This window comes from Candidatus Poriferisocius sp., assembly GCF_965219775.1.
Lineage (GTDB): Bacteria > Actinomycetota > Acidimicrobiia > Acidimicrobiales > Bin134 > Poriferisocius.
In genome coordinates, this window is the sequence record NZ_OZ244793.1 from 783,608 (window position 1) to 801,248 (window position 17,641).

18 protein-coding genes are annotated in these 17,641 nt (G+C 69.1%); 12 read left to right on the forward strand and 6 right to left on the reverse strand.

Annotation, left to right across the window (positions count from 1 at the left end; genetic code table 11):
• Window positions 1–8 precede the first annotated feature (8 nt).
• The 3 genes from ACOQPQ_RS03515 to ACOQPQ_RS03525 all read right to left on the reverse strand — a co-directional run bounded on the left by ACOQPQ_RS03515 (window position 9) and on the right by ACOQPQ_RS03525 (window position 3,417).
• Window positions 9–692, reverse strand: a complete 684-nt coding sequence (locus tag ACOQPQ_RS03515) for an alpha/beta fold hydrolase (RefSeq protein ID WP_420638064.1) — start codon at window positions 690–692, stop codon at window positions 9–11.
• A gap of 521 nt (window positions 693–1,213) precedes the next feature.
• Window positions 1,214–2,278, reverse strand: coding sequence for a hypothetical protein (locus ACOQPQ_RS03520; protein ID WP_420638065.1), 1,065 nt, complete (start codon window positions 2,276–2,278; stop codon window positions 1,214–1,216).
• 2 nt (window positions 2,279–2,280) lie between these two features.
• The gene (locus ACOQPQ_RS03525; RefSeq protein WP_420638066.1) at window positions 2,281–3,417 is read right to left on the reverse strand and encodes a sulfotransferase family protein; all 1,137 of its coding nucleotides are present in this window, start codon (window positions 3,415–3,417) and stop codon (window positions 2,281–2,283) included.
• An 87-nt stretch (window positions 3,418–3,504) separates the two neighbouring features.
• Here ACOQPQ_RS03525 and ACOQPQ_RS03530 point away from each other — a divergent pair, with 87 nt between their 5' ends.
• A complete protein-coding gene (locus ACOQPQ_RS03530; protein ID WP_420638067.1) occupies window positions 3,505–4,374 on the forward strand; it encodes an SDR family NAD(P)-dependent oxidoreductase in 870 nt (289 codons plus the stop codon).
• 34 nt (window positions 4,375–4,408) lie between these two features.
• Window positions 4,409–5,182: an SDR family NAD(P)-dependent oxidoreductase gene (locus tag ACOQPQ_RS03535; RefSeq protein ID WP_420638068.1), complete on the forward strand. Its 774-nt coding sequence runs from the start codon at window positions 4,409–4,411 to the stop codon at window positions 5,180–5,182.
• A gap of 6 nt (window positions 5,183–5,188) precedes the next feature.
• On the opposite strand, the gene ACOQPQ_RS03540 is transcribed toward ACOQPQ_RS03535, so the two are convergent.
• On the reverse strand, window positions 5,189–6,124 hold the full coding sequence (locus tag ACOQPQ_RS03540) for an alpha/beta hydrolase (RefSeq protein WP_420638069.1): 936 nt from the start codon (window positions 6,122–6,124) through the stop codon (window positions 5,189–5,191).
• A 43-nt stretch (window positions 6,125–6,167) separates the two neighbouring features.
• Window positions 6,168–6,923: a glycerophosphodiester phosphodiesterase gene (locus ACOQPQ_RS03545; protein ID WP_420638070.1), complete on the reverse strand. Its 756-nt coding sequence runs from the start codon at window positions 6,921–6,923 to the stop codon at window positions 6,168–6,170.
• Window positions 6,924–7,023: 100 nt separating this feature from the next.
• On the opposite strand from ACOQPQ_RS03545, the gene pyk reads away from it, so the two are divergent.
• From pyk to ACOQPQ_RS03580, 7 genes are all read left to right on the forward strand, one after another.
• Complete coding sequence (gene pyk / locus ACOQPQ_RS03550) at window positions 7,024–8,442, forward strand: pyruvate kinase (protein ID WP_420638071.1); 1,419 nt, start codon at window positions 7,024–7,026, stop codon at window positions 8,440–8,442.
• Between the two features lie 105 nt (window positions 8,443–8,547).
• Entirely contained in the window at window positions 8,548–8,994 is a 447-nt protein-coding gene (locus ACOQPQ_RS03555) for a DUF3151 domain-containing protein (RefSeq protein ID WP_420638072.1), read from the forward strand.
• A 1-nt stretch (window position 8,995) separates the two neighbouring features.
• Entirely contained in the window at window positions 8,996–9,559 is a 564-nt protein-coding gene (locus tag ACOQPQ_RS03560; protein WP_420638073.1) for a flavin reductase family protein, read from the forward strand.
• Between the two features lie 6 nt (window positions 9,560–9,565).
• On the forward strand, window positions 9,566–10,150 hold the full coding sequence (gene mobA, locus ACOQPQ_RS03565) for a molybdenum cofactor guanylyltransferase (RefSeq protein WP_420638074.1): 585 nt from the start codon (window positions 9,566–9,568) through the stop codon (window positions 10,148–10,150).
• Between the two features lie 10 nt (window positions 10,151–10,160).
• The gene (locus ACOQPQ_RS03570) at window positions 10,161–11,360 is read left to right on the forward strand and encodes a ribonuclease D (protein WP_420638075.1); all 1,200 of its coding nucleotides are present in this window, start codon (window positions 10,161–10,163) and stop codon (window positions 11,358–11,360) included.
• Window positions 11,357–11,869, forward strand: coding sequence for a phosphoribosyltransferase (locus tag ACOQPQ_RS03575; protein WP_420638076.1), 513 nt, complete (start codon window positions 11,357–11,359; stop codon window positions 11,867–11,869). Before ACOQPQ_RS03570 ends, ACOQPQ_RS03575 begins: the two co-directional genes overlap by 4 nt.
• A 167-nt stretch (window positions 11,870–12,036) precedes the next feature.
• Window positions 12,037–12,255 (forward strand): hypothetical protein, encoded by a 219-nt coding sequence (locus tag ACOQPQ_RS03580; RefSeq protein WP_419851027.1) that lies wholly within the window; start codon window positions 12,037–12,039, stop codon window positions 12,253–12,255.
• Between the two features lie 41 nt (window positions 12,256–12,296).
• Here the strand turns inward: ACOQPQ_RS03580 and ACOQPQ_RS03585 are convergent, their stop codons facing one another.
• Window positions 12,297–13,997 (reverse strand): chloride channel protein, encoded by a 1,701-nt coding sequence (locus ACOQPQ_RS03585; RefSeq protein WP_420638077.1) that lies wholly within the window; start codon window positions 13,995–13,997, stop codon window positions 12,297–12,299.
• A 34-nt stretch (window positions 13,998–14,031) separates the two neighbouring features.
• Between ACOQPQ_RS03585 and ACOQPQ_RS03590 the strand changes: the two genes are divergently transcribed.
• The 3 genes from ACOQPQ_RS03590 to ACOQPQ_RS03600 are packed head-to-tail and all read left to right on the forward strand — an operon-like array spanning window position 14,032 to window position 17,640.
• Window positions 14,032–15,483 carry an FAD-binding oxidoreductase gene (locus tag ACOQPQ_RS03590; RefSeq protein WP_420638078.1) on the forward strand — a complete coding sequence of 484 codons (1,452 nt, stop codon included), beginning with the start codon at window positions 14,032–14,034 and terminating at the stop codon, window positions 15,481–15,483.
• A 7-nt stretch (window positions 15,484–15,490) separates the two neighbouring features.
• Entirely contained in the window at window positions 15,491–16,444 is a 954-nt protein-coding gene (locus ACOQPQ_RS03595) for an FAD-binding protein (RefSeq protein WP_420638079.1), read from the forward strand.
• Entirely contained in the window at window positions 16,441–17,640 is a 1,200-nt protein-coding gene (locus ACOQPQ_RS03600) for a (Fe-S)-binding protein (RefSeq protein WP_420638080.1), read from the forward strand. Before ACOQPQ_RS03595 ends, ACOQPQ_RS03600 begins: the two co-directional genes overlap by 4 nt.
• Window position 17,641 lies beyond the last annotated feature (1 nt).

Below are 17,641 nucleotides of genomic sequence, written 5' to 3' on the forward strand. Positions count from 1 at the left end.
CCGGCCGCTCAGAAGGGCTGGGCGTCGAGGAAGTCCAGCGCGGCGTCGATGAAATCGAACGACTTGGGGGTGGCGAAGTGATCCACCCCCCGAAGGGTCACCGGTCGGGCGTCGGGCAGGGCGGCCACCAACTCGTCGGCCGGGTAAGCGAAGTCCCGGTCACCGACCACCACCAGGGTGGGCACGGTGACGGTGGCCAGGCAGTCGGTGTCGAAGGCCGTCCGGCCGGCCAACAGGGCGGCCAGGGCCTGGCGGTCGGCCTCGGGGTCGTCGGCCAGGGTGGAGAAGTGAATGGCCTCGGGATTCTCGGGGTCGGGGTCCCCGGTGACCGCCTGCAGGATCATGCGGCTGTGGTCCTCGTCGCGGTGGAACAGGTTCTTGCCCACGCCCGCCACCACCAGCCGGTGGAATCGTTCCGGCGTTCGGGAGGCGATGGAGAGCAGCGTGTAGGCCCCGAGCGAGAAGCCGATGGCGTCGATGGGCTCCGGGGGGAAGTGGTCCACCACGTGCTGGTCGAATCCGGCGTAGCCCTCGGGCTCGTGGGGCTTGGGGGCGGAGCCGTGGCCCATCAGGTCGATGCCGATGACCTCCCGGCCCGCGTCGGCCAACAGGTCGAACCAGGCGTTGTCCCCCCAGGTGCGACGGGCCGAACCGGCCAGTCCGTGCAGCAAGGCCACCGGAGGTCCGCTCATGGGCGCACTGTAGTAGCGGGCTCCGAATCCCGGAAAGAAGTGGGGGCCGAGAAAGAAGGAGGCCCCGAGTAGCCTCCCGGTCGAAACCGGTCGACTTCTCGGGGCCGTCCCGTCCGGTCCCGGTTCCCCGTTGAGCGGGCGCCCTCCGGTTTCCCGTTTCCTCGCTCCAGTTTCTCACGGCACTCGGTCGGTGTTCCGGGCTCTGGCTTTCGGTGGTGCCACCGACTTCCTCGGCCCTTCCCAGCGACCCGGTGTGACCCTTCGGCCTGGACCCCTCGGTCTCGACCTTGCGATCCCAACCTCTCGGCTTTGACCTCTGATCTTGACCGGTGATCTCGACCTGTGATCCCCGCTTGACTCTGGAGAGTGGGGACACCATAGCGCGGTAAAACCCCTGGTCAAGGGGAAAATGCAAATCCACAGGCTTATCCCCAACTGTGAGTAGAAATCCCCAGGCAACCCAAAATTGACCACAGGTACAGGCGGCCCTCGGCCCCCATTTGCTCAGAACAGCAAGACCCTTACGACCAGTCGATGTCGCCCATTCGGGAGGAGCGCTCGAGCATGCCGATGGTCTCCACGTCGTCCCAGCGCCAGCGGACCCCGGCCTGTTGCAGAGCCGGGAAGGCGGCGTGCTCGGCCCGGAGTTGGTCCTGAGAGAAGCCGGCATCCGAATGGTGAATGTCGTGGGTCGAAAGCACGGTCTCCCCGCTGATTCGGATTTTCCCTCTGGGAGTGGAAAACACGAATGAGACGTCCTCTCCGAGGGCTTGGATGCGTCGCAACCAAGCCGCGTGCTGGATAGTGGCCGGGAGCCGCACTCCGTCATGGTCGATCACGAAACCCTCGTTGTAACTCGGGAGCCCATCGTCACGGGGCGGGTAGGTAATGGCGCCGAAGGCCCGCCCGTCGGCGAAAAGGCCGGACGGCCAAAAGTGCCCACGAAAGGCGGCCAGCCGCCGCACGCCCTGGCGACGGACTCGCAGCGCCGTCCCCTCGAAGGTGAGTACCGGTCCGCCCTGCACCTGAACTCTGCCGGTGCTGCGGCCGAGCTGTTCGTAGCGGTCACCGCCCATCAGTCCGAGTTCGTGGGTCTCCAGAGCCGACTTGGCCTCGGGAATCAGGCTGCCCGGCTCCCACGGCGGAACCGTCATGGTGGCCATAACCTCGAATCGGATGTCCACAAGGGGCCCGTCGACGTGACCCGCGGCGAGTGCCGCAGCACTCGTTTCGACAGCCTGACCGTCGAAACGCATCGTCCAAGTCCGAAAGGGCTCGAGGCACTCGAACGCCAGTGGTCCCGCCCCGAGCACTCTCGGCTTGCCGTCCGCGCCACCAGGTGGGTGACTCGGCACGTCGGAGCGAAGCCGGTAGGCACGGCCGTCGGCGTAGGCGAGGTTGACCTGGATGCCGTGTCGCTCCCAGTTGGCCGATACCGCCTCGACGCCGATGCGGGTAAGGCCGACACGTGCCTGGTCATCGAAGACCCACATGCTCACCGAGTCACGCATCTCGGGATCGCCGGGCCGCTCGGCAAGCACGAATTCACGAGCCACGTCGATGCCGCCGGTCAGTTCGATGCTCACGGTCACTCGGAACCGCGACCGATCCAGACCGCCGCCTGTTCGATGTAGTCGGCGAACAACGGGCGGATCGAGTCGAGATCGAGGTCGAAGTCCTTCGGATCGCGCTTCGGGCTCGGCTCCCGGTTCTCGTTGTTCTGCTCCCACCAGGACCGCATATTGGCAGCGAATTCCTCACCGACCGGCTCTCCCAACCACTCGTACAGTCCTTCTACCTGACCGAACGGATCAGCCTGAGCGGCCCGGAAGTCGATGTCGTAGAAGCGATCGCCGATTCCGGTGTTCCTGGCAACCAGAAGACGGTCCATCCCGATTGACCAAGTCTCGACGTTGAGTCGGCCTATGGCAGCCCGATCGGGATGGTCGGTGAAGCCGGAAATGATGTCGGCGTAGACGTCACAGACCGACAACATCACGTCGGTCGGATCGCGATGGGTCATGACGAAGCGGGCGTCGGGAAATGTCGCGAGCAGGTTGTCGATCCAGATGATGTGTGCCGGGCACTTGAGCCGCCACGGACGGGCAGGCTCGCCCCACTGGAGCAGTTTCATCACTCGCCTTTGGTAGGCATAAGTCGTGGTGAGATCGGCGTGCAGGAGCCAGTCCGCGTAGGACGGCACGTGGGCGAAAGCGGTGAAGATGGGGGAGCGCAAGTTGAGGTTCATCAGTTCGAGACACTCCATCGGCCCGGCACCGTCGGCAGTGGGAACATGGGACCGGGTACCCACCCGCTCGACGGCGGCCGGGTCGATCCGGGGATCGTCACCCTCGACCGTGGAAGGTGGCGGGCAGGGTCGGGCGGCCTCCCACTGGCGCAAGTAGCGGATATCGGGATCTTGGGCCAGCAGGAATGACAGGACCGTCGAACCGGTACGAGGCAGCCCCAGGCCGAACAATGGCGCCTCGACGGTGACATCGTCGATCTCGGGGTGGCGTCGGTACCAGTCCTCAACCTGGAGACGCTGGGCGAGGTGGCCGGTTATCCGGGGGTAGAGGAAGCCGTTGCCGCGGTCGTTGAGGCGAGCCTCATCACGCAGCGAGGCAACGAGCACCTCCAGCCCCTCGCGGAAGGAGTCTTCACCGAATTCGTCCAGACCGGTGGCTTCAACGGCTTCGGCCATGAGGTCATTGGCGGTGGGCATCAGGGGATCCTCCCGCGACCTCGGACGCAGGCCGTTGTTGGCAGGCCACAGGCAATACCGTAGTGATCTGACGACGAGGGAGCGACCATGTCACGAGGCACTGATTGGGAGTCGAGACTGGGGTTCGACCGGGTGCCGTCCCACATCATCGATAAGCGGGTGACCGAGGTCATGTCGCTTGCGGGCCGCAAGGCGATCATCACCGGTGCTGGGGGCGATGGGCTCGGTCAAGCGGTCGCCAATCGCCTTGCCGGGCTCGGAGCCGATGTTGCCCTGATCGGTCGGACCTACGCCAAGGTGGAGCGCCGGGCCGACGAGGTTCGGCAGCGGTGGGGCGTGAGGGCGGTGCCGATACTGGCCGATCTCTCGGTGTGGGATCAGGTCCATCGCGCGGTTGACGAGAGCCAAGCCGCGTTGGGCGGGCTCGACATCATGATCAACAACCCGGTGTACGCGCTCGCCGGCACGTTTGCCGACTTCACCCAGGAGATGATCGACGACACGGTACACGGGAGCCTCACCATGCTCATGTACGGCGCCCACGCCGCCCTTGAACACATGATCCCACAGGCCTCGGGCAAGATCATCAATATCTCGGCCGCGGCGGGCCGCACCGCGCCGCCAGGGCTCGTGGTCTACGCCGCCGCCAAGTCCGGAGTCATCGGATTCACTCGCAACCTGGCCGCCGAAGTCGCCGATCTCGGAATCCACGTACTGGGGTGCGCTCCCGGCATCATGGTGAAGCCCGACCTGTTGGAGCGCATCCTCAACCCAAAGAGCGCCATGGACCGTGCCGCCCGCCAATCCGTCATGGAGTCGCTCGCCCATGACGTTCGGCTCAAGCGCGTGTCCATTCCCGAAGAGGTGGCCAACATCGTGGCCTTTCTCGCGAGCGACGCTGCCAGCTACATGTGCGGTCAGACCATCGACGCTTCGGGCGGCCAGTACATGAACTAAGTGCCTGCTTCGCAAGGCAGGAAGAGGGGATCGGATGCGAGGTCTGAAGGGAAAGAGGATCGTGCTTGCCGGCGCGGCCACCGGAGTCGGTGCCGGCGCAGCCGTGCGTCTCGGCGAAGAAGGGGCCGCCGTGGTGATCGGTGACCTCAACCTCGCCGGAGCGGAGGCGACCGCGGCCGAGATCCGATCGGGAGGGGGCACCGCGGTCGCGTACGAGTTCGACTTGGCCGACGAGGCTTCGGTGGTCGAGCTGGTTCAACATGTTGTCGACGAGTTCGGCGGCATCGACGGACTGGTCAACGCGGGTGCAGACCTCTCGCCCCGAACCATCGGTGTCGATAAGAACCTTCTTGAAACCGACATGGCCGTCTGGCAACGAACCCTTGATGTCAATCTTCTGGGCTACGTCCGCATGTCGAAGGCGGTCGTGCCGCTGCTGATCGAAGCAGGGGGAGGCAGCATCGTGAATGTCTCCTCCGGCGCGGCCGTCAGCCGAGGCGACGGCAAGCGCCCGGCGTACGCCGCGTCCAAGTCGGCGATCCTCGCGCTCACCCGCCATGTCGCCACCAACTGGGGGCGCGACGGGGTTCGCTGCAACGGAGTCATGCCCGGCTTCGTCATGGGGCCAACTCAGGTACAACAGAACGACACTGAACTGCAGGACATGTTCCTGGCCCAGGTGCCGACCACCCGCCTGGGCAGGCCCTCCGACCTGGGTGCGGTCATTGCCCTTTTGCTTTCCGACGATGCCGAATGGATCAACGGACAGGTCTGGGCCATCGACGGTGGCGCCAACATGCGGTTCTGATCTGGTTCAGTTTGTGCCACCCAGAATCCGTTGGGCCCAGGGGCCGGCGGCCCGGTACACGTCGGCCGCGGCCGGGAAGTCCAGGTTGAGAAACGCGTGGGGCTGGCCCGCACAGGTGAGCACCTCCGTCTCCACGCCCGCTTCGCCGAGGCGGGCGGCATAGGCCAGGCCCTCGTCGCGCAACCAGTCGCACCCGCCGACCATGACGAAGGCAGGGGGCAATCCGTTGAGGTCACTCGCGGCCATGGGCACGGCGTACGGATCGTCACTCAGGTCCCGGCCGGCCCAGTACACCGACCGGATGTACTTCGACCCCTGCCTTGAGAGCACGAGACCGTCGTAGAGGTGTCGCGACGGGTGGTCGGCGTCGAACGTGTCGGTACCGGGGTAGAGCAGCATCTGACCGGCCGGACGAGGGCCGTCGCGATCACGAAGGCGGAGGGCAACCGCAGCCGAGAGGTTGCCGCCCGCGCTCTCGCCACCGACGATCACAGGACCTTCCCCCAGGCCCAAGGCTCCTGGTTCGACGAGGGCGCACCGCAAGACCGTCTCCGCATCGTCGAGACCGGCTGGGTACGGATGCTCCGGGGCCAAGCGGTACTCGACCGACACCACCGACGCGCCGGTACACAGAGCAAGCTTGAGAGCCACGCCGTCCATGAGGAGGCGGCTGCCGACCATGAACGCGCCCCCGTGCAGGTACACCAGAATCCCGGTCGGCGTACCCGCCGTGTGCTCATAGACCCAGACGGGAACGCCTTCGACCGCCGCGTCGCGGACGCTGATGCCTTCTCGAGGTGGAGGGGTTTCCCCCTGGGCCCGAGCAAGCTCGAGCAGTTCGGCGGGCAACGGTCCGGTCATCGGTTCGAGATGGGGTCCGTGCTCTCGGATTCGGGCCGCGGCCTCGGGGTCGAGGTCGGGGTAGCGGTCGAGCAGGCTCATACGGGGCACCTCACTTCCTGCATGGGCTTGTTCCTTGGACTCCTCACCGCCAGGATCCTCGCTCTTTGAGCACGTCGCGCAGCACGGTGGGGCGGTCGGTCATGATGCCGTCCACGCCCAGATCCAGCAGTCGGCGCATCTCGTTTGCGTCGTCGACGGTCCACACGTGGACGGCCAGTCCGGCCGCGTGGGCGGCATCCACGAATCGTTGATGGACCAGGCGCACCCCCTTGGCCGCCACCGGCACCTGGGCGCAGGCCCCCGCTTTCAGGCGCACCGGCACCCCGACGGCGGCCGCCTGCAGTTGCCCGACCTCCTTGGGGCTGAGGCCGGTACACAGCCGGGGTCCACCCAGTCGCCGGGCGGTGGCCAATCGGCGCCCGGAGAACGACCCCACACAGACCCGGTCGATGGCGTCGGCCCGCTTGAGGGCGGCGATGAGGGGCTCGGTGGCCGGATCGTGCTTGGGGTCGACGGCAAGGCGGACATCGGGCCAGGCCTCCAGCACCTCGTCGAATCGGGGGATGGCGTGCTCGCCGCCCACCCGCACCGTGGCCAGGTCACGCCAGGCCAACTCGGCGATGGTCTCGGGGCGGCCGCTGAGACGCTGCAGGCCCTCGTCGTGAAACGCCACCAGCACCCCGTCACGGGTGAGGTGGACATCGGTCTCGAGGTAGCGGAACCCGAGATCGACGGCGGCGGCGAAGGCGGCCATGGTGTTCTCGGGATTCTCCAGGGCCCCACCCCGATGGGCGATGGGAATGGGGCCGTCGTGATCGAGAAACGGCCAGGACACCACCCGCCCAGGGTAGTGGGCCCCGGTCCCCGCCGGACGGCCCGCCCACCGGGCACCGTGGCGATCACCACTCCGGCGAACCACGGCGGTAGCGTTGGCCCTCGTGCCCCGCCGTACCAAGATCATCGCCACCATCGGGCCGGCCTCGGAGTCGCCTGCGGTGCTGCGCCAGATGGTGAACGCGGGCATGGACGTGGCCCGCATCGGCCTGGCCCACGGAACGCTGGAGGAAGCCCTGGAGCGGATGCGCGTCGTGCGCCGAGTGGCCGAAGAAGAAGGGCGGCGGGTGGGGGTCTTGGTGGACCTGCCCGGCCCCAAGGTGCGCACCGCCAGCTTCGGGCTCGACGGCGTGGAGTTGCCGCCCGACTCGGTGTTGGAAATCCGAGTGGGCAACACCAAGTGCACCGACCAGGTGATCGAGGTGGACTACGACAACCTCTTCCAGGACATCGCCGCCGGCGACCAGGTGGCCCTCGGCGACGGGCAGGTGCTCCTCGAGGTGACCGATGTCCGGGGCGATCTGGCCACCGCCGAAGTACTCCACGGCAACGTGATCCGCGGTCGGCCCGGCTTCCGCATCCCCTCCGACCGGCTCAGCCTGTCCACCCCCACACCCGAGGATCTCCGGGGACTGGACGCGTTCATCAGCGAAGCGGTGGACATGGTGGCCATTTCCTTCGTCCGCACCGGCGACGACGTTCGCCGAGTGGACGTGGAGCCCCATCCCGACGGCCCCCTGGTGATCGCCAAGATCGAGACCCAGGCGGCCGTCCGGAATCTGGAGGACATCATCGAGGCGTCCGCCGGGATCATGGTGGCCCGGGGCGATCTGGGTACCGAGTGCCTGATGGAGGAAACCCCCCACCTGCAAAAGCGGATCATCCGGGACTGCATCGCCGGGGGGTTGCCGGTGATCACCGCCACCCAGATGTTGGACTCAATGGTCCAGGCGTCCACCCCCACCCGGGCCGAGGTGTCCGACGTGGCCAACGCGGTGTTCGACGGCACCAGTGCGGTGATGCTGTCGGCCGAGACCGCCATCGGGGCCCACCCCGCGGTCACGGTGGCCACCATGGCCCGCATCGCCCAGCGGGCCGACGAGGAGTTCGACTACGTGCGCTGGGGTGAGGGCATCCGCCGCCTGCGCATGACCGACGCCGATGCCCCCAAATCGCTCACCGACGCCATGACCGGAGCGGCGGCCACCGCGGCCAACGAGCTCCAGGTGGCCGCCATCGTGTGCATCTCGGCTTCGGGGTTCACCGTGCGGTCCATGGCCCGCTTTCGACCCCAGACGGCCATCTTGGGGTTCAGCACCTCGGCCCGCACCGTGCAGCAACTCACGCTGAGCTGGGGGGTGACCCCCATCCTGGCCCGCGAGGTGGGCAGCTACGAGGCCCGGGTGTCCGAGGCCCTCAGCCTGGCCCAGGAGGCGGACCTCGTCGCTCCCGGTGACGTGGTGGCCGTGGTGGCCGGTATGGCCGAGGCCACCGACGTTTTGCGCTTGGTGCGCATCCACTGACCGTAGAAGGATGACCGCGATGACCACGGGTACAACCGCCGGGGTGACGACCGGGGCAACGACGAGGCGTCCCGGCCCCGCAACGCGACGCAAGGGCGGTAGAAGATGAGTGATTTGCCGGTGAACCTGACCCGATCCGGGCCTCCGGAGACGATCCTGGACCCCGAACCCCCGCAGGCGGTGGCCGCGCTGGCTGACGCATTGGGCCGGCCCGAGGACCAACGAAGGGATGCGGTAGCCGAGGTGGTGGCCCGATTTCCCCGCTTCCTGGACGGCTGGGCCCGGCTGGGGCAGTTGGCCCGCGACCCCGCCGAGGCCTACGCCGCCTACCGGGTGGGCTACCACCGGGGCCTCGACCGATTGCGCCAGAACGGCTGGCGAGGGTCGGGATACGTGCGCTGGACCCACGAGGTGAATCGGGGTTTCCTGCGGGCACTGGCCGGATTGCAGGCCACCGCCGCGGCCATCGGGGAGTCGGACGAGGACCAGCGCTGCCTGCTCTTCCTGCACCAACTCGACCCGTCCTGGCCCCCGAGCGCAGAGGAACTCTGAGGTGGCCGCGCCCGGAGGCACCGGGCCCATCGGGCCGTTCCCCCAACGGGTGGGGAGCGACGCCGAGGCCCAGGACGCCTACGACCGACTGCGCCGACGCGTGCTGTGGAGTCTTCCCTACGGGCTGTACGTGGTGGGATCCCGAGCGGGGGAGCGGCGCAACGGCATGACCCTCAATTGGGCCACCCAACTGGCCTTCGACCCCAAGCTGGTGGGCATCGGTGTGGAGCAATCGGCCTACACCCACCAGCTCATCACCGAAGGTGGCGTGTTCAGCCTGTGCACCATTGCCCGAGAGGATCGGGCCATGGTGAGAAAGTTCACCAAGCCGGTGGAGGTGGACACCACGGCCATGACCCTCAACGGATTCGCCTTTCACGACGGGATCACCGGGGCGCCGATCCTGGACTGCGCCCCGGCCTTTCTGGACTGCGAGGTGCGCACCACGGTGGAGACCGGGGCCCACACCCTGTTCATCGGGGAAGTGGTGGACTGCGGCTTCCAGGCCGACGAGGACACGCCGGTGCTGCGCATGGAGGACACCCGCATGAACTACGGGGGCTGAGCGCGCGTGGACCGGCCCGCGTTCACCGGTGTGGTGCTGGCCGGGGGACGGAGCCGCCGGATGGGCCGGGACAAGGCGTTCGTGGAGGTGGGCGGGCGATGGCTCCTCACCTGTGCCCTGGAGGCGTTGGCCGACGCCCGACAAGTCCTGATCGTGGGGGGTGACGATCCGCGCCTGGCCAAAGCAGCCGCCTCGACCGGTGCCGATGTGGTGGCCGACGACTGGCCCGGCCAGGGCCCGCTCGGGGCGGTGATCACCGCGCTGCGCCGGGCGCATCACCCGGTGACGGTGGTCTTGCCCTGCGATCTCCCCGACATCGGCGCCGATGACGTGGACCTTCTGGTGCGGGTGGTCGCCCAAGCCAACGCCGACCCGCCCCCAGTGGCCGCCGCGTTCGCCGATCACCGCCGTCACCACCTGCCCCTGGCCATGGCCACCGGGGCCGTCACGGTGGCCGAGCAACTGTTCGCGTCGGGGAAGCGCTCGATGGCCGCCCTGCTGGATGCGCTGGCCACCGTGGAGGTGCCGGCTTCCCCGAAGGCGGTGGACGATGTGGACCGTCCCGCAGACCTGCACCGGATCCGCAGGTAGCGTCGTTCCCGTGAGCCGCCCGCCCCGTGACCTCGAATTGGTGACCACCGAGCGCGACCTGGCCGCCGTGATCACCGATGCCGCCCGGGCGGACGCCTACGCCCTCGACACCGAGTTCCACCGCGAGCGCACCTACTTTCCCCAACTGGCGTTGGTCCAGATCGCCTGGGGTGACCGCTTGGCCGTCATCGACCCCCTGGCCGTGTCGGTGGCACCGCTGGCGGAGGTGCTGCAGGGCGACGGCCTCGCCGTACTCCACGCCGCCGAACAGGATCTGGAGGTGCTCGCCGGGGCGTGCGGCACGCCCCCCCGACGGATCTTCGACACGCAGATCGGCGCGGGCTTCATCGGCTACAGCTCCCCCTCGCTGGCCACCCTGCACCAGCAACTGTTGGGGGTGACGCTGGCCAAGGAGGCCCGTATGTCCGACTGGCTGCAGCGACCGCTTCCCGAGCCCATGCTGGCTTACGCCGCCGCCGACGTGGCCCGCCTCCTGGAACTCAGCGACCTCCTCCACGAGGAGTTGGACGCCCGCGGGCGCCTGCCGTGGGCGGAGGAGGAATGCGACCGCCTCCTGCAGGAGGCGGCGTGGGAGCGATCCCCGGCCACGGCCTGGGAGCGGATCAAGGAGGTTCGCCGCATGGACGGGCAACCCCGGGCCCGGGCCCAGGCGGTGGCCCGGTGGCGGGAAGAACTCGCCGCCCGGCTGAATCAGCCGGTCCGCCATGTGCTGTCCGATCTGGGGGTGGCCGCCGTGGCCCAGCGCATGCCCCGGTCGCTCGGCCAGTTGCGGGATCTTCGGGGGGTGGAGCCCCGCAACCTCCGCAAGGGCACCGACAAGGAGTTGCTGGCCTTCCTCGACGAGGTCCGCGACACCACCTTCGACGAGGAGCCGAAGAAACGGCCGGCCAAGCTGGATCCGGGGTTGAAGCCCGCGGTGAACCTCATCACCTCCTGGGCCGCCCAGCAGGCCACCGAGGCCGAGATCGATCCGGCCCTGGTGGCCACCCGCGGCGACATCGAGGCCCTGCTGCGGGGCGAATCGGATTGTCGAGCGCTCACCGGATGGCGGGCCGAGATCATCGCAGAGCCGGTCCGCCGCCTGGTGGAGGGCACCGCCGCCCTGGCCTTCGACGGCCGCGGAAAGCTGGTCTTGGAGGAGCGCTCCTCGATCCCCATTTCCACAACGTCCACGAAGGGAGACCCATGAGCGAGGCAACCGAACGCGAATGGCTGGATTGGTCGTCCTACGGCCAGGCGGTGCGGGAGTTGGCCGCCCTGGTGGCCGACGACGGCTACCGGCCCGAGATGATCCTGGCCATCGCCCGGGGTGGGCTGTTCTGCGCCGGTTCGCTGGGCTATGCCCTGTCGATCAAGAACATCTACGTGATGAACTGCGAGTACTACACCGGGGTGGACGAACGGCTCCCCGTGCCGGTGATGCTGCCCCCCGCCGTCGATTTGGTGGACCACCGCACCTCCAAGGTTCTCATCGTGGACGACGTGGCCGACACCGGCCACACGCTCAAGATGGTCCACGACTTCTGCGTGGACCGGGTGGGCGACGTTCGCTCGGCGGTGCTCTACGAGAAGTCCCACTCCCTGGTGAAATGCGACTACGTGTGGCGGCGCACCGACCAGTGGATCAACTTCCCGTGGTCCACCGACCGTCCGCTGGTGAGCGCCGAAGAGGCCCGCCACAAGGTTCTCGACGCCTGAGTCACCACCGGGGCGCCGGTTCCGGTGGGAACTGCCGGTGTGCCAACGCCGACGGCGGCGCGACTACACTTCCCACCATGAGAGGTTAGGGGGGCAATACTCCCCCTGGCGAAGTTCCCCTGCCGCCGGCGTCCAAAAGATGTTGGCTCGAAATTGCGGAGCCGCCCATGAAAAAGGGACGCCACCGTCGCTATGAAGAGGCTCGTGCGCTGAAGCACACAAGCGACGACTTCGACGTGATGTTCGAAGAGAACGAAGACCCGTGTGTGGAATGCGGAGCCATCCCCGGGGAGGAATGCCGGCTGGTCAAGGTGGGGGCCAAGCCCTGGTGCGAGTACCGGGACACGCCGTCAGCCGACAGCGTGGACGAGCTGTTTCCCGACTGAGCACCCGCTGAGGCGGCCCTCCTGTCGCCCCGTCGGCCCCCTCAGATCCCCTCGGTCTCCTCCAGGATCTCGTCGAGTCGGAGGATGTCGTCGGCCCGGACCACGCCGATGAAGGTTCCGGTGTCGTCGGTCACCGGCAACTGGTCGATGTCGTTGTCGTTCATCTGGGCAATGGCGTCCCGCAGCGTCCAGGAGGGCCGGGCCCGGGGGAGATCCCGACGGGCGATGTCGGTCACCAGGGTGTGGCCCCAGGCGTCGCGCTCCAGGTCGCTCATCTGCTCCAACCCGCACATGCCCACGTAGGCGCCGCCGTCCACCACCGGCACCTCCCGCTCGCGTCGTCCCAGGAGGTGGATGTGGACCAGCTCGCTCACGGTGGCGTCGGGCGGCACGGTGAGCGAGTCGGTGGTGAGGGCCGCGGTGAGCGGCAACCCCAGGCGGCGCTCCACCAACCCCTCCCGCTTGTCCAGTTGGTACGAGGCCACCGAGCTGGATCCGGCCACGAGCTGCGACACCGCGGCGGCGATGAGGGCGGGGACCACGAACGCCGAGGTGCCGGTGCTCTCCGCCACGAACATCACCGCGGTGATGGGCGCCCGGTATCCGGCGGCCAAGAACGCGGCCAGCCCCAGCGTTTGGTACAAGCCGATGTCGGTGACCCCGAGCGCTTGACCCACGAAGCTGCCCACGATCACGCCCTGGACGGCCAGGGGGATGAACAACCCCCCGGTGCCCCCGGCCCCCACCGTGGTGAGGGTGGCCACCACGCGGAAGGCCAGCAGACTGCCGATCAGCAACAAAGTGTGGTTCCCGTCGCGCAGCCATTCGGTGGCCTCCACGCCGGGGCCCAGGCTGAGGGGCTGATCGAATACCGCCTCGGTGGCCAGCACCAGCCCGGCCAACAGGGCCCCCCCGGCCAGAATCCGGGTGGTGAGCGGGAGCTGTTGCTCCAGTCCCTTGGCCTGGCGGACCAGCCAGGCGAATCCCCGTCCCCCCAGTCCGGCCACCAGGCCGAGCAGCGCCCCCCCGCCCAGGTGAATGATGCTCAAGTCGGTGTCGTGGCTGCCCAGGTCGATGACCGGATCGGTGCCCAGGGCGGCCACGTACACCAGATAGCCCGAGGCCGACGCCAACAGGGCGGGAAGCAGGGCCCGGCGGGCCACGTCGTCGCGGTAGGGGGCCTCCAGGGCGAAGATCACCCCGGTGGCCGGGGTCTTGAACACCGCGGCGATGCCGGCCGCCGCCCCGGCGGTCAACAGCATCTTGGCTTCCTCCCGCCGCAGCCACCGGCTGAACAGCCCCTGGGTGCCGTGGCCCACGGTGGCCCCGGCGTACACCGAGGGGCCCTCCAGGCCGACCGACCCGCCCAGGCCGATGGTGGCCACCCCTGCCAGCAGCTTGGCGGGAAGCTGCGAAAGGGGCAACCGGGGGTGACGCTCGTGGAAGGCCCGCACGTACTCGTCGGAGGTGGACGGCGTGGCCCCCCGGCCCAGGGTCGCCAGAATGGCCACCGCGGCCATCAAGCCCACCGCCGGGGCGGTGGCCTGCCACCACAACGGACCGTGCAGCAGCCGCTCCAGCAGCACCTCGACGGTGAGTTGCTCGAACCCGGCCACCAGCAACCCCACCAGGGCGCCGGTGGCGATGGACAGCACCATCATGGCCGGGAAGGCCCGCCTCGGTCGGAAGGAGGCCAACAGCTCCACCCCGGACCGCCTCAGAACTGCGGGGAGCGCTTGCATCCTGCCTGCTTCACTGCCGGTATCCTACTGGCCGATGAGGATTCGCCGGTCGCAACCCCGGGACCCCCTGGTGCGGGATCTCGGGCGCGTGCTCCCACCCGAGCGACTGCGGGTGGCCTCACTGGAACGATCCATCATGGGCCGGGACGCCTCCATCTTCGAGGGGGGGCACGCCGGGCCGGTGTGCTTCCCGGTGAACACCGAAGAAGTGCAGGGCTGCATCGACGCGGCCCGCCGCCACGGGCGGGCGGTGGTGCCCCGGGGCGCGGGCACCGGCCTGGCCGGGGGCGCGGTGCCCCTGGGGGAACCGGTGGTGGTGGTGACCACCAAGATGAACCGCCTGCTGTCCGTCGATCCCGACCGTCGCATGGCGTGGGTGCAGCCGGGCATGATCAACCTGGACCTCAGCCGGGCCACCGCGGCCCACGGTCTGCACTTCGCCCCCGACCCCTCCTCCCAGCAGGTGTGCTCGCTGGGCGGCAACGTGGGCACCAACGCGGGCGGGCCCCACTGCCTGGCCCACGGGGTGACCAGCGCCCACGTGCTGGCCGTGGAGGTGGTGCTCACCACCGGTGAGGCCGTGGTCTTCGGCGACCCCGACGGCGCAACCCCAGGCTTGGATCTGCGGGGGGCCTACGTGGGCTCCGAGGGGATGCTGGGCATCACCACTGCCATCGCCGTGCGGCTCACCCCGAATCCACCGGCGGTGCAGACCCTGCTGTTGGACTTCGACACCGTGGAGGCCGCCGCCCAGACCGTGAGCGCGGTGATCGCCGACGGGATCGTGCCCGCGGCCATCGAGATCATGGACCGGAACATCACCGTGGCGGTGGAGAACTTCGTCGGCGCCGGACTCCCCACCGACGCGGCTGCGGTGGTGATCGTGGAGGTGGACGGGCTGGCTGCCGGGGTGGCCGCCGACGCCGACCGGGTGGCCGAGTTGGCCGTCGCCCGCCAGGGCCGGGTCCGACGGGCGGGCGACGAGCAGGAGCGAGCCCTGATTTGGAAGGCGCGCAAGAGCGCCTTCGGGGCCATCGCCCAGATCATGCCCAACTACTACCTCCACGACACGGTGGTGCCCCGCACCCGCCTGGCCGAGGTCATGACCAAGGTGTACGACATCGTGGACGACCACGACCTGCAGGCCATGAACGTGTTCCACGCGGGCGACGGCAACCTGCACCCCCTGTTGTTGTTCGACCGCCGGGAACCGGGGGTCATGGATCGGGTACACGCGGCCGGGGCGGCCATCATCGAGGCCTCGTTGGCCGCCGGGGGCGTGCTGTCGGGGGAACACGGCATCGGCATCGAAAAGCGGGACTTCATGCCCCTCATGTTCAGCGACGCCGACCTGGACGCCCAGGACCGGTTGCGCCGGGCCTTCGATCCCCACGCCATGGCCAACCCCGGCAAGGTATTGCCCACCGGGGCGAGCTGCGCCGACGTGAACGCCCTGGAGCAGATCCCCGAGGGGGTCTGGGGGTGACCCCCGAATGGGCGTGGCGGTGACCCCGGCCGAGGTGGCCACCTCGGTGTCGAGCTTTGCCGCCGAGGTGGGTCCGACCGACCCGGTGGCCGTGGTGGGGGGGCGCACCCACTGGGAAGTGGGCGGTCGCTGTGAGGACGGCACCCGCCTGGTGTCGGCCCCGACCGGGGTGCGGTCGTTCGACCCCGCCGACATGACCATCCGGGTGGGGGCGGGCACCCCGGTGAGCGAACTCGACGCCGTGCTGGCCGAGGTGGGCCAGCGGGCCAATCTGCCGGTGGTGCCCAACGCCACCGTCGGGGGCGTGTTGGCCGTCGGCCACGACGACCTGTTCGCCCTGGGCCGGGGACGCCTGCGCGATACCCTCCTGGAGGCCGTCTACGTGAACGACGACGGCGACGTGGTCACCGCGGGGGGACCAACGGTGAAGAACGTGTCGGGCTTCGACCTGTGCCGATTGCTGGTGGGTTCCCTGGGTACCCTCGGGCTGCTCGCCGAGGTGATCCTGCGGACCTGGCCGCGGGCGGCCACCGAGCAATGGCTGGCCGGACCGGCCGATCCCGTGGAGCTGCGCCGCCGGTTGTTCGCACCCACGTGCATCCTGTGGAACGGTCACACCGTGTGGGTCCACCTGGAGGGCCACGAGGACGACGTGGAGGCCGAGGCCCGGCGGGCCCGGTCCCTGGGGTGTGAGCGGGTGGACGGTCCGCCCCCGGTTCCGAGGTACCGCCGAGTGGCCACGGCCCTGTCCCCCGAAGAATTGGCCCCCGAGAAGCCGCCGGCCGACGGCCAACTGGGGGAGTACCTGGTTCAGGTGGGCACCGGGTGGGCCTACGGCGACCACCCGGCACCGCCCCCCGATCCCGACCCGGCCGTCGTCGCTTTGCACCGGCGGTTGAAGGCGGCGTTCGATCCCCGCGGCCGCCTCAATCCCGGCCGCGATCCCCTGGAGGTCACGTGACCGCCCAACCGGCTCTGAGCGCAGAGTCCGATCAGTCCCGCCGTCTGGCTTTGGGCATCGATCCCGACGACTTGGCGTCGTGTGTGGCCTGTGGGCTGTGTTTGCCCCATTGCCCCACGTTCCGGGTCACCGGGGAGGAATGGGCCTCGCCCCGGGGACGGATCAACGCCATGCGGCAGGTGCAGGATCACGGGGCCGCCATCGATCGTACGTTCACGACGGCCATGGACACCTGCGTGCAGTGCCGAGGGTGCGAGCCCGCCTGCCCGTCCGGGGTGCCGTTCGGGGCCATGATGGAGGCCACCCAGGCCGAGTTGGCCCACCGGCGGCGGGTGCGGTGGCGACGGTGGGCGTTCTCTCTGCTCGGCCACCGATGGTTGCTGAACCGGCTGTCGCGGGTGTTGGCCGTTGCCCAGAAGCTGCGGCTGGTGCCGTCGAAACGACTGGGGCTGCCCGCCATACCGGTGTTCCAGGAGAAGCTGCAGCCGTCGGGCCACGATGTGTGGTTGTTCACCGGATGCGTGATGGATGCCTGGCAGCGGTCCACCCACGCCGCCGTCCAGCGGGTGTTGGAGTACACCGGGGCCGGGGTGGCCCTGCCCGACGGGCGGGCCGGGTGCTGCGGTTCGCTGTCGGTCCACGCCGGCTTGGAGGACCAGGCCCGGGCCCTGGCCCGCCGCACGATGACGGCGTTCGACGGCTCGGCGCCGATTCTGGTGGACTCAGCGGGTTGCGGGGCCAACCTCAAGGAGTACGGCAAGCTGCTGGGCACCCCCGAGGCCGCCGCCTTCAGCGAGCGGGTGATGGACGTCCACGAGTGGCTGGCCGACCGGCTCGACCGCTTGCCGTCGGTGGAGGGCGCCGACCGTCCGGCCACGGTGGCCGTTCACGACCCCTGCCACCTGCGCCATGTGCAGCGGGTTCACCAACCGGTGGCCGAGGTGTTGGCCCGGGTGGCCACGGTGGTGACCCTCGACGACGACGGTCTGTGCTGCGGGGCGGGCGGCGCCTACTCCGCCCTGCAACCCGAACTGGCCGCCTCGATTCGGGTGCGCAAGCTGGCCGCCATCGAGCGCTCCGGCGCCACCCTGGTGGCCAGCGCCAACCCCGGTTGCAGCATCCACCTGGCCAACGCCGGGGTGGAGGTGCGCCACCCCCTGGAGATCGTGGCCCAGGCGTTGGACGGAGCCCGTTGAC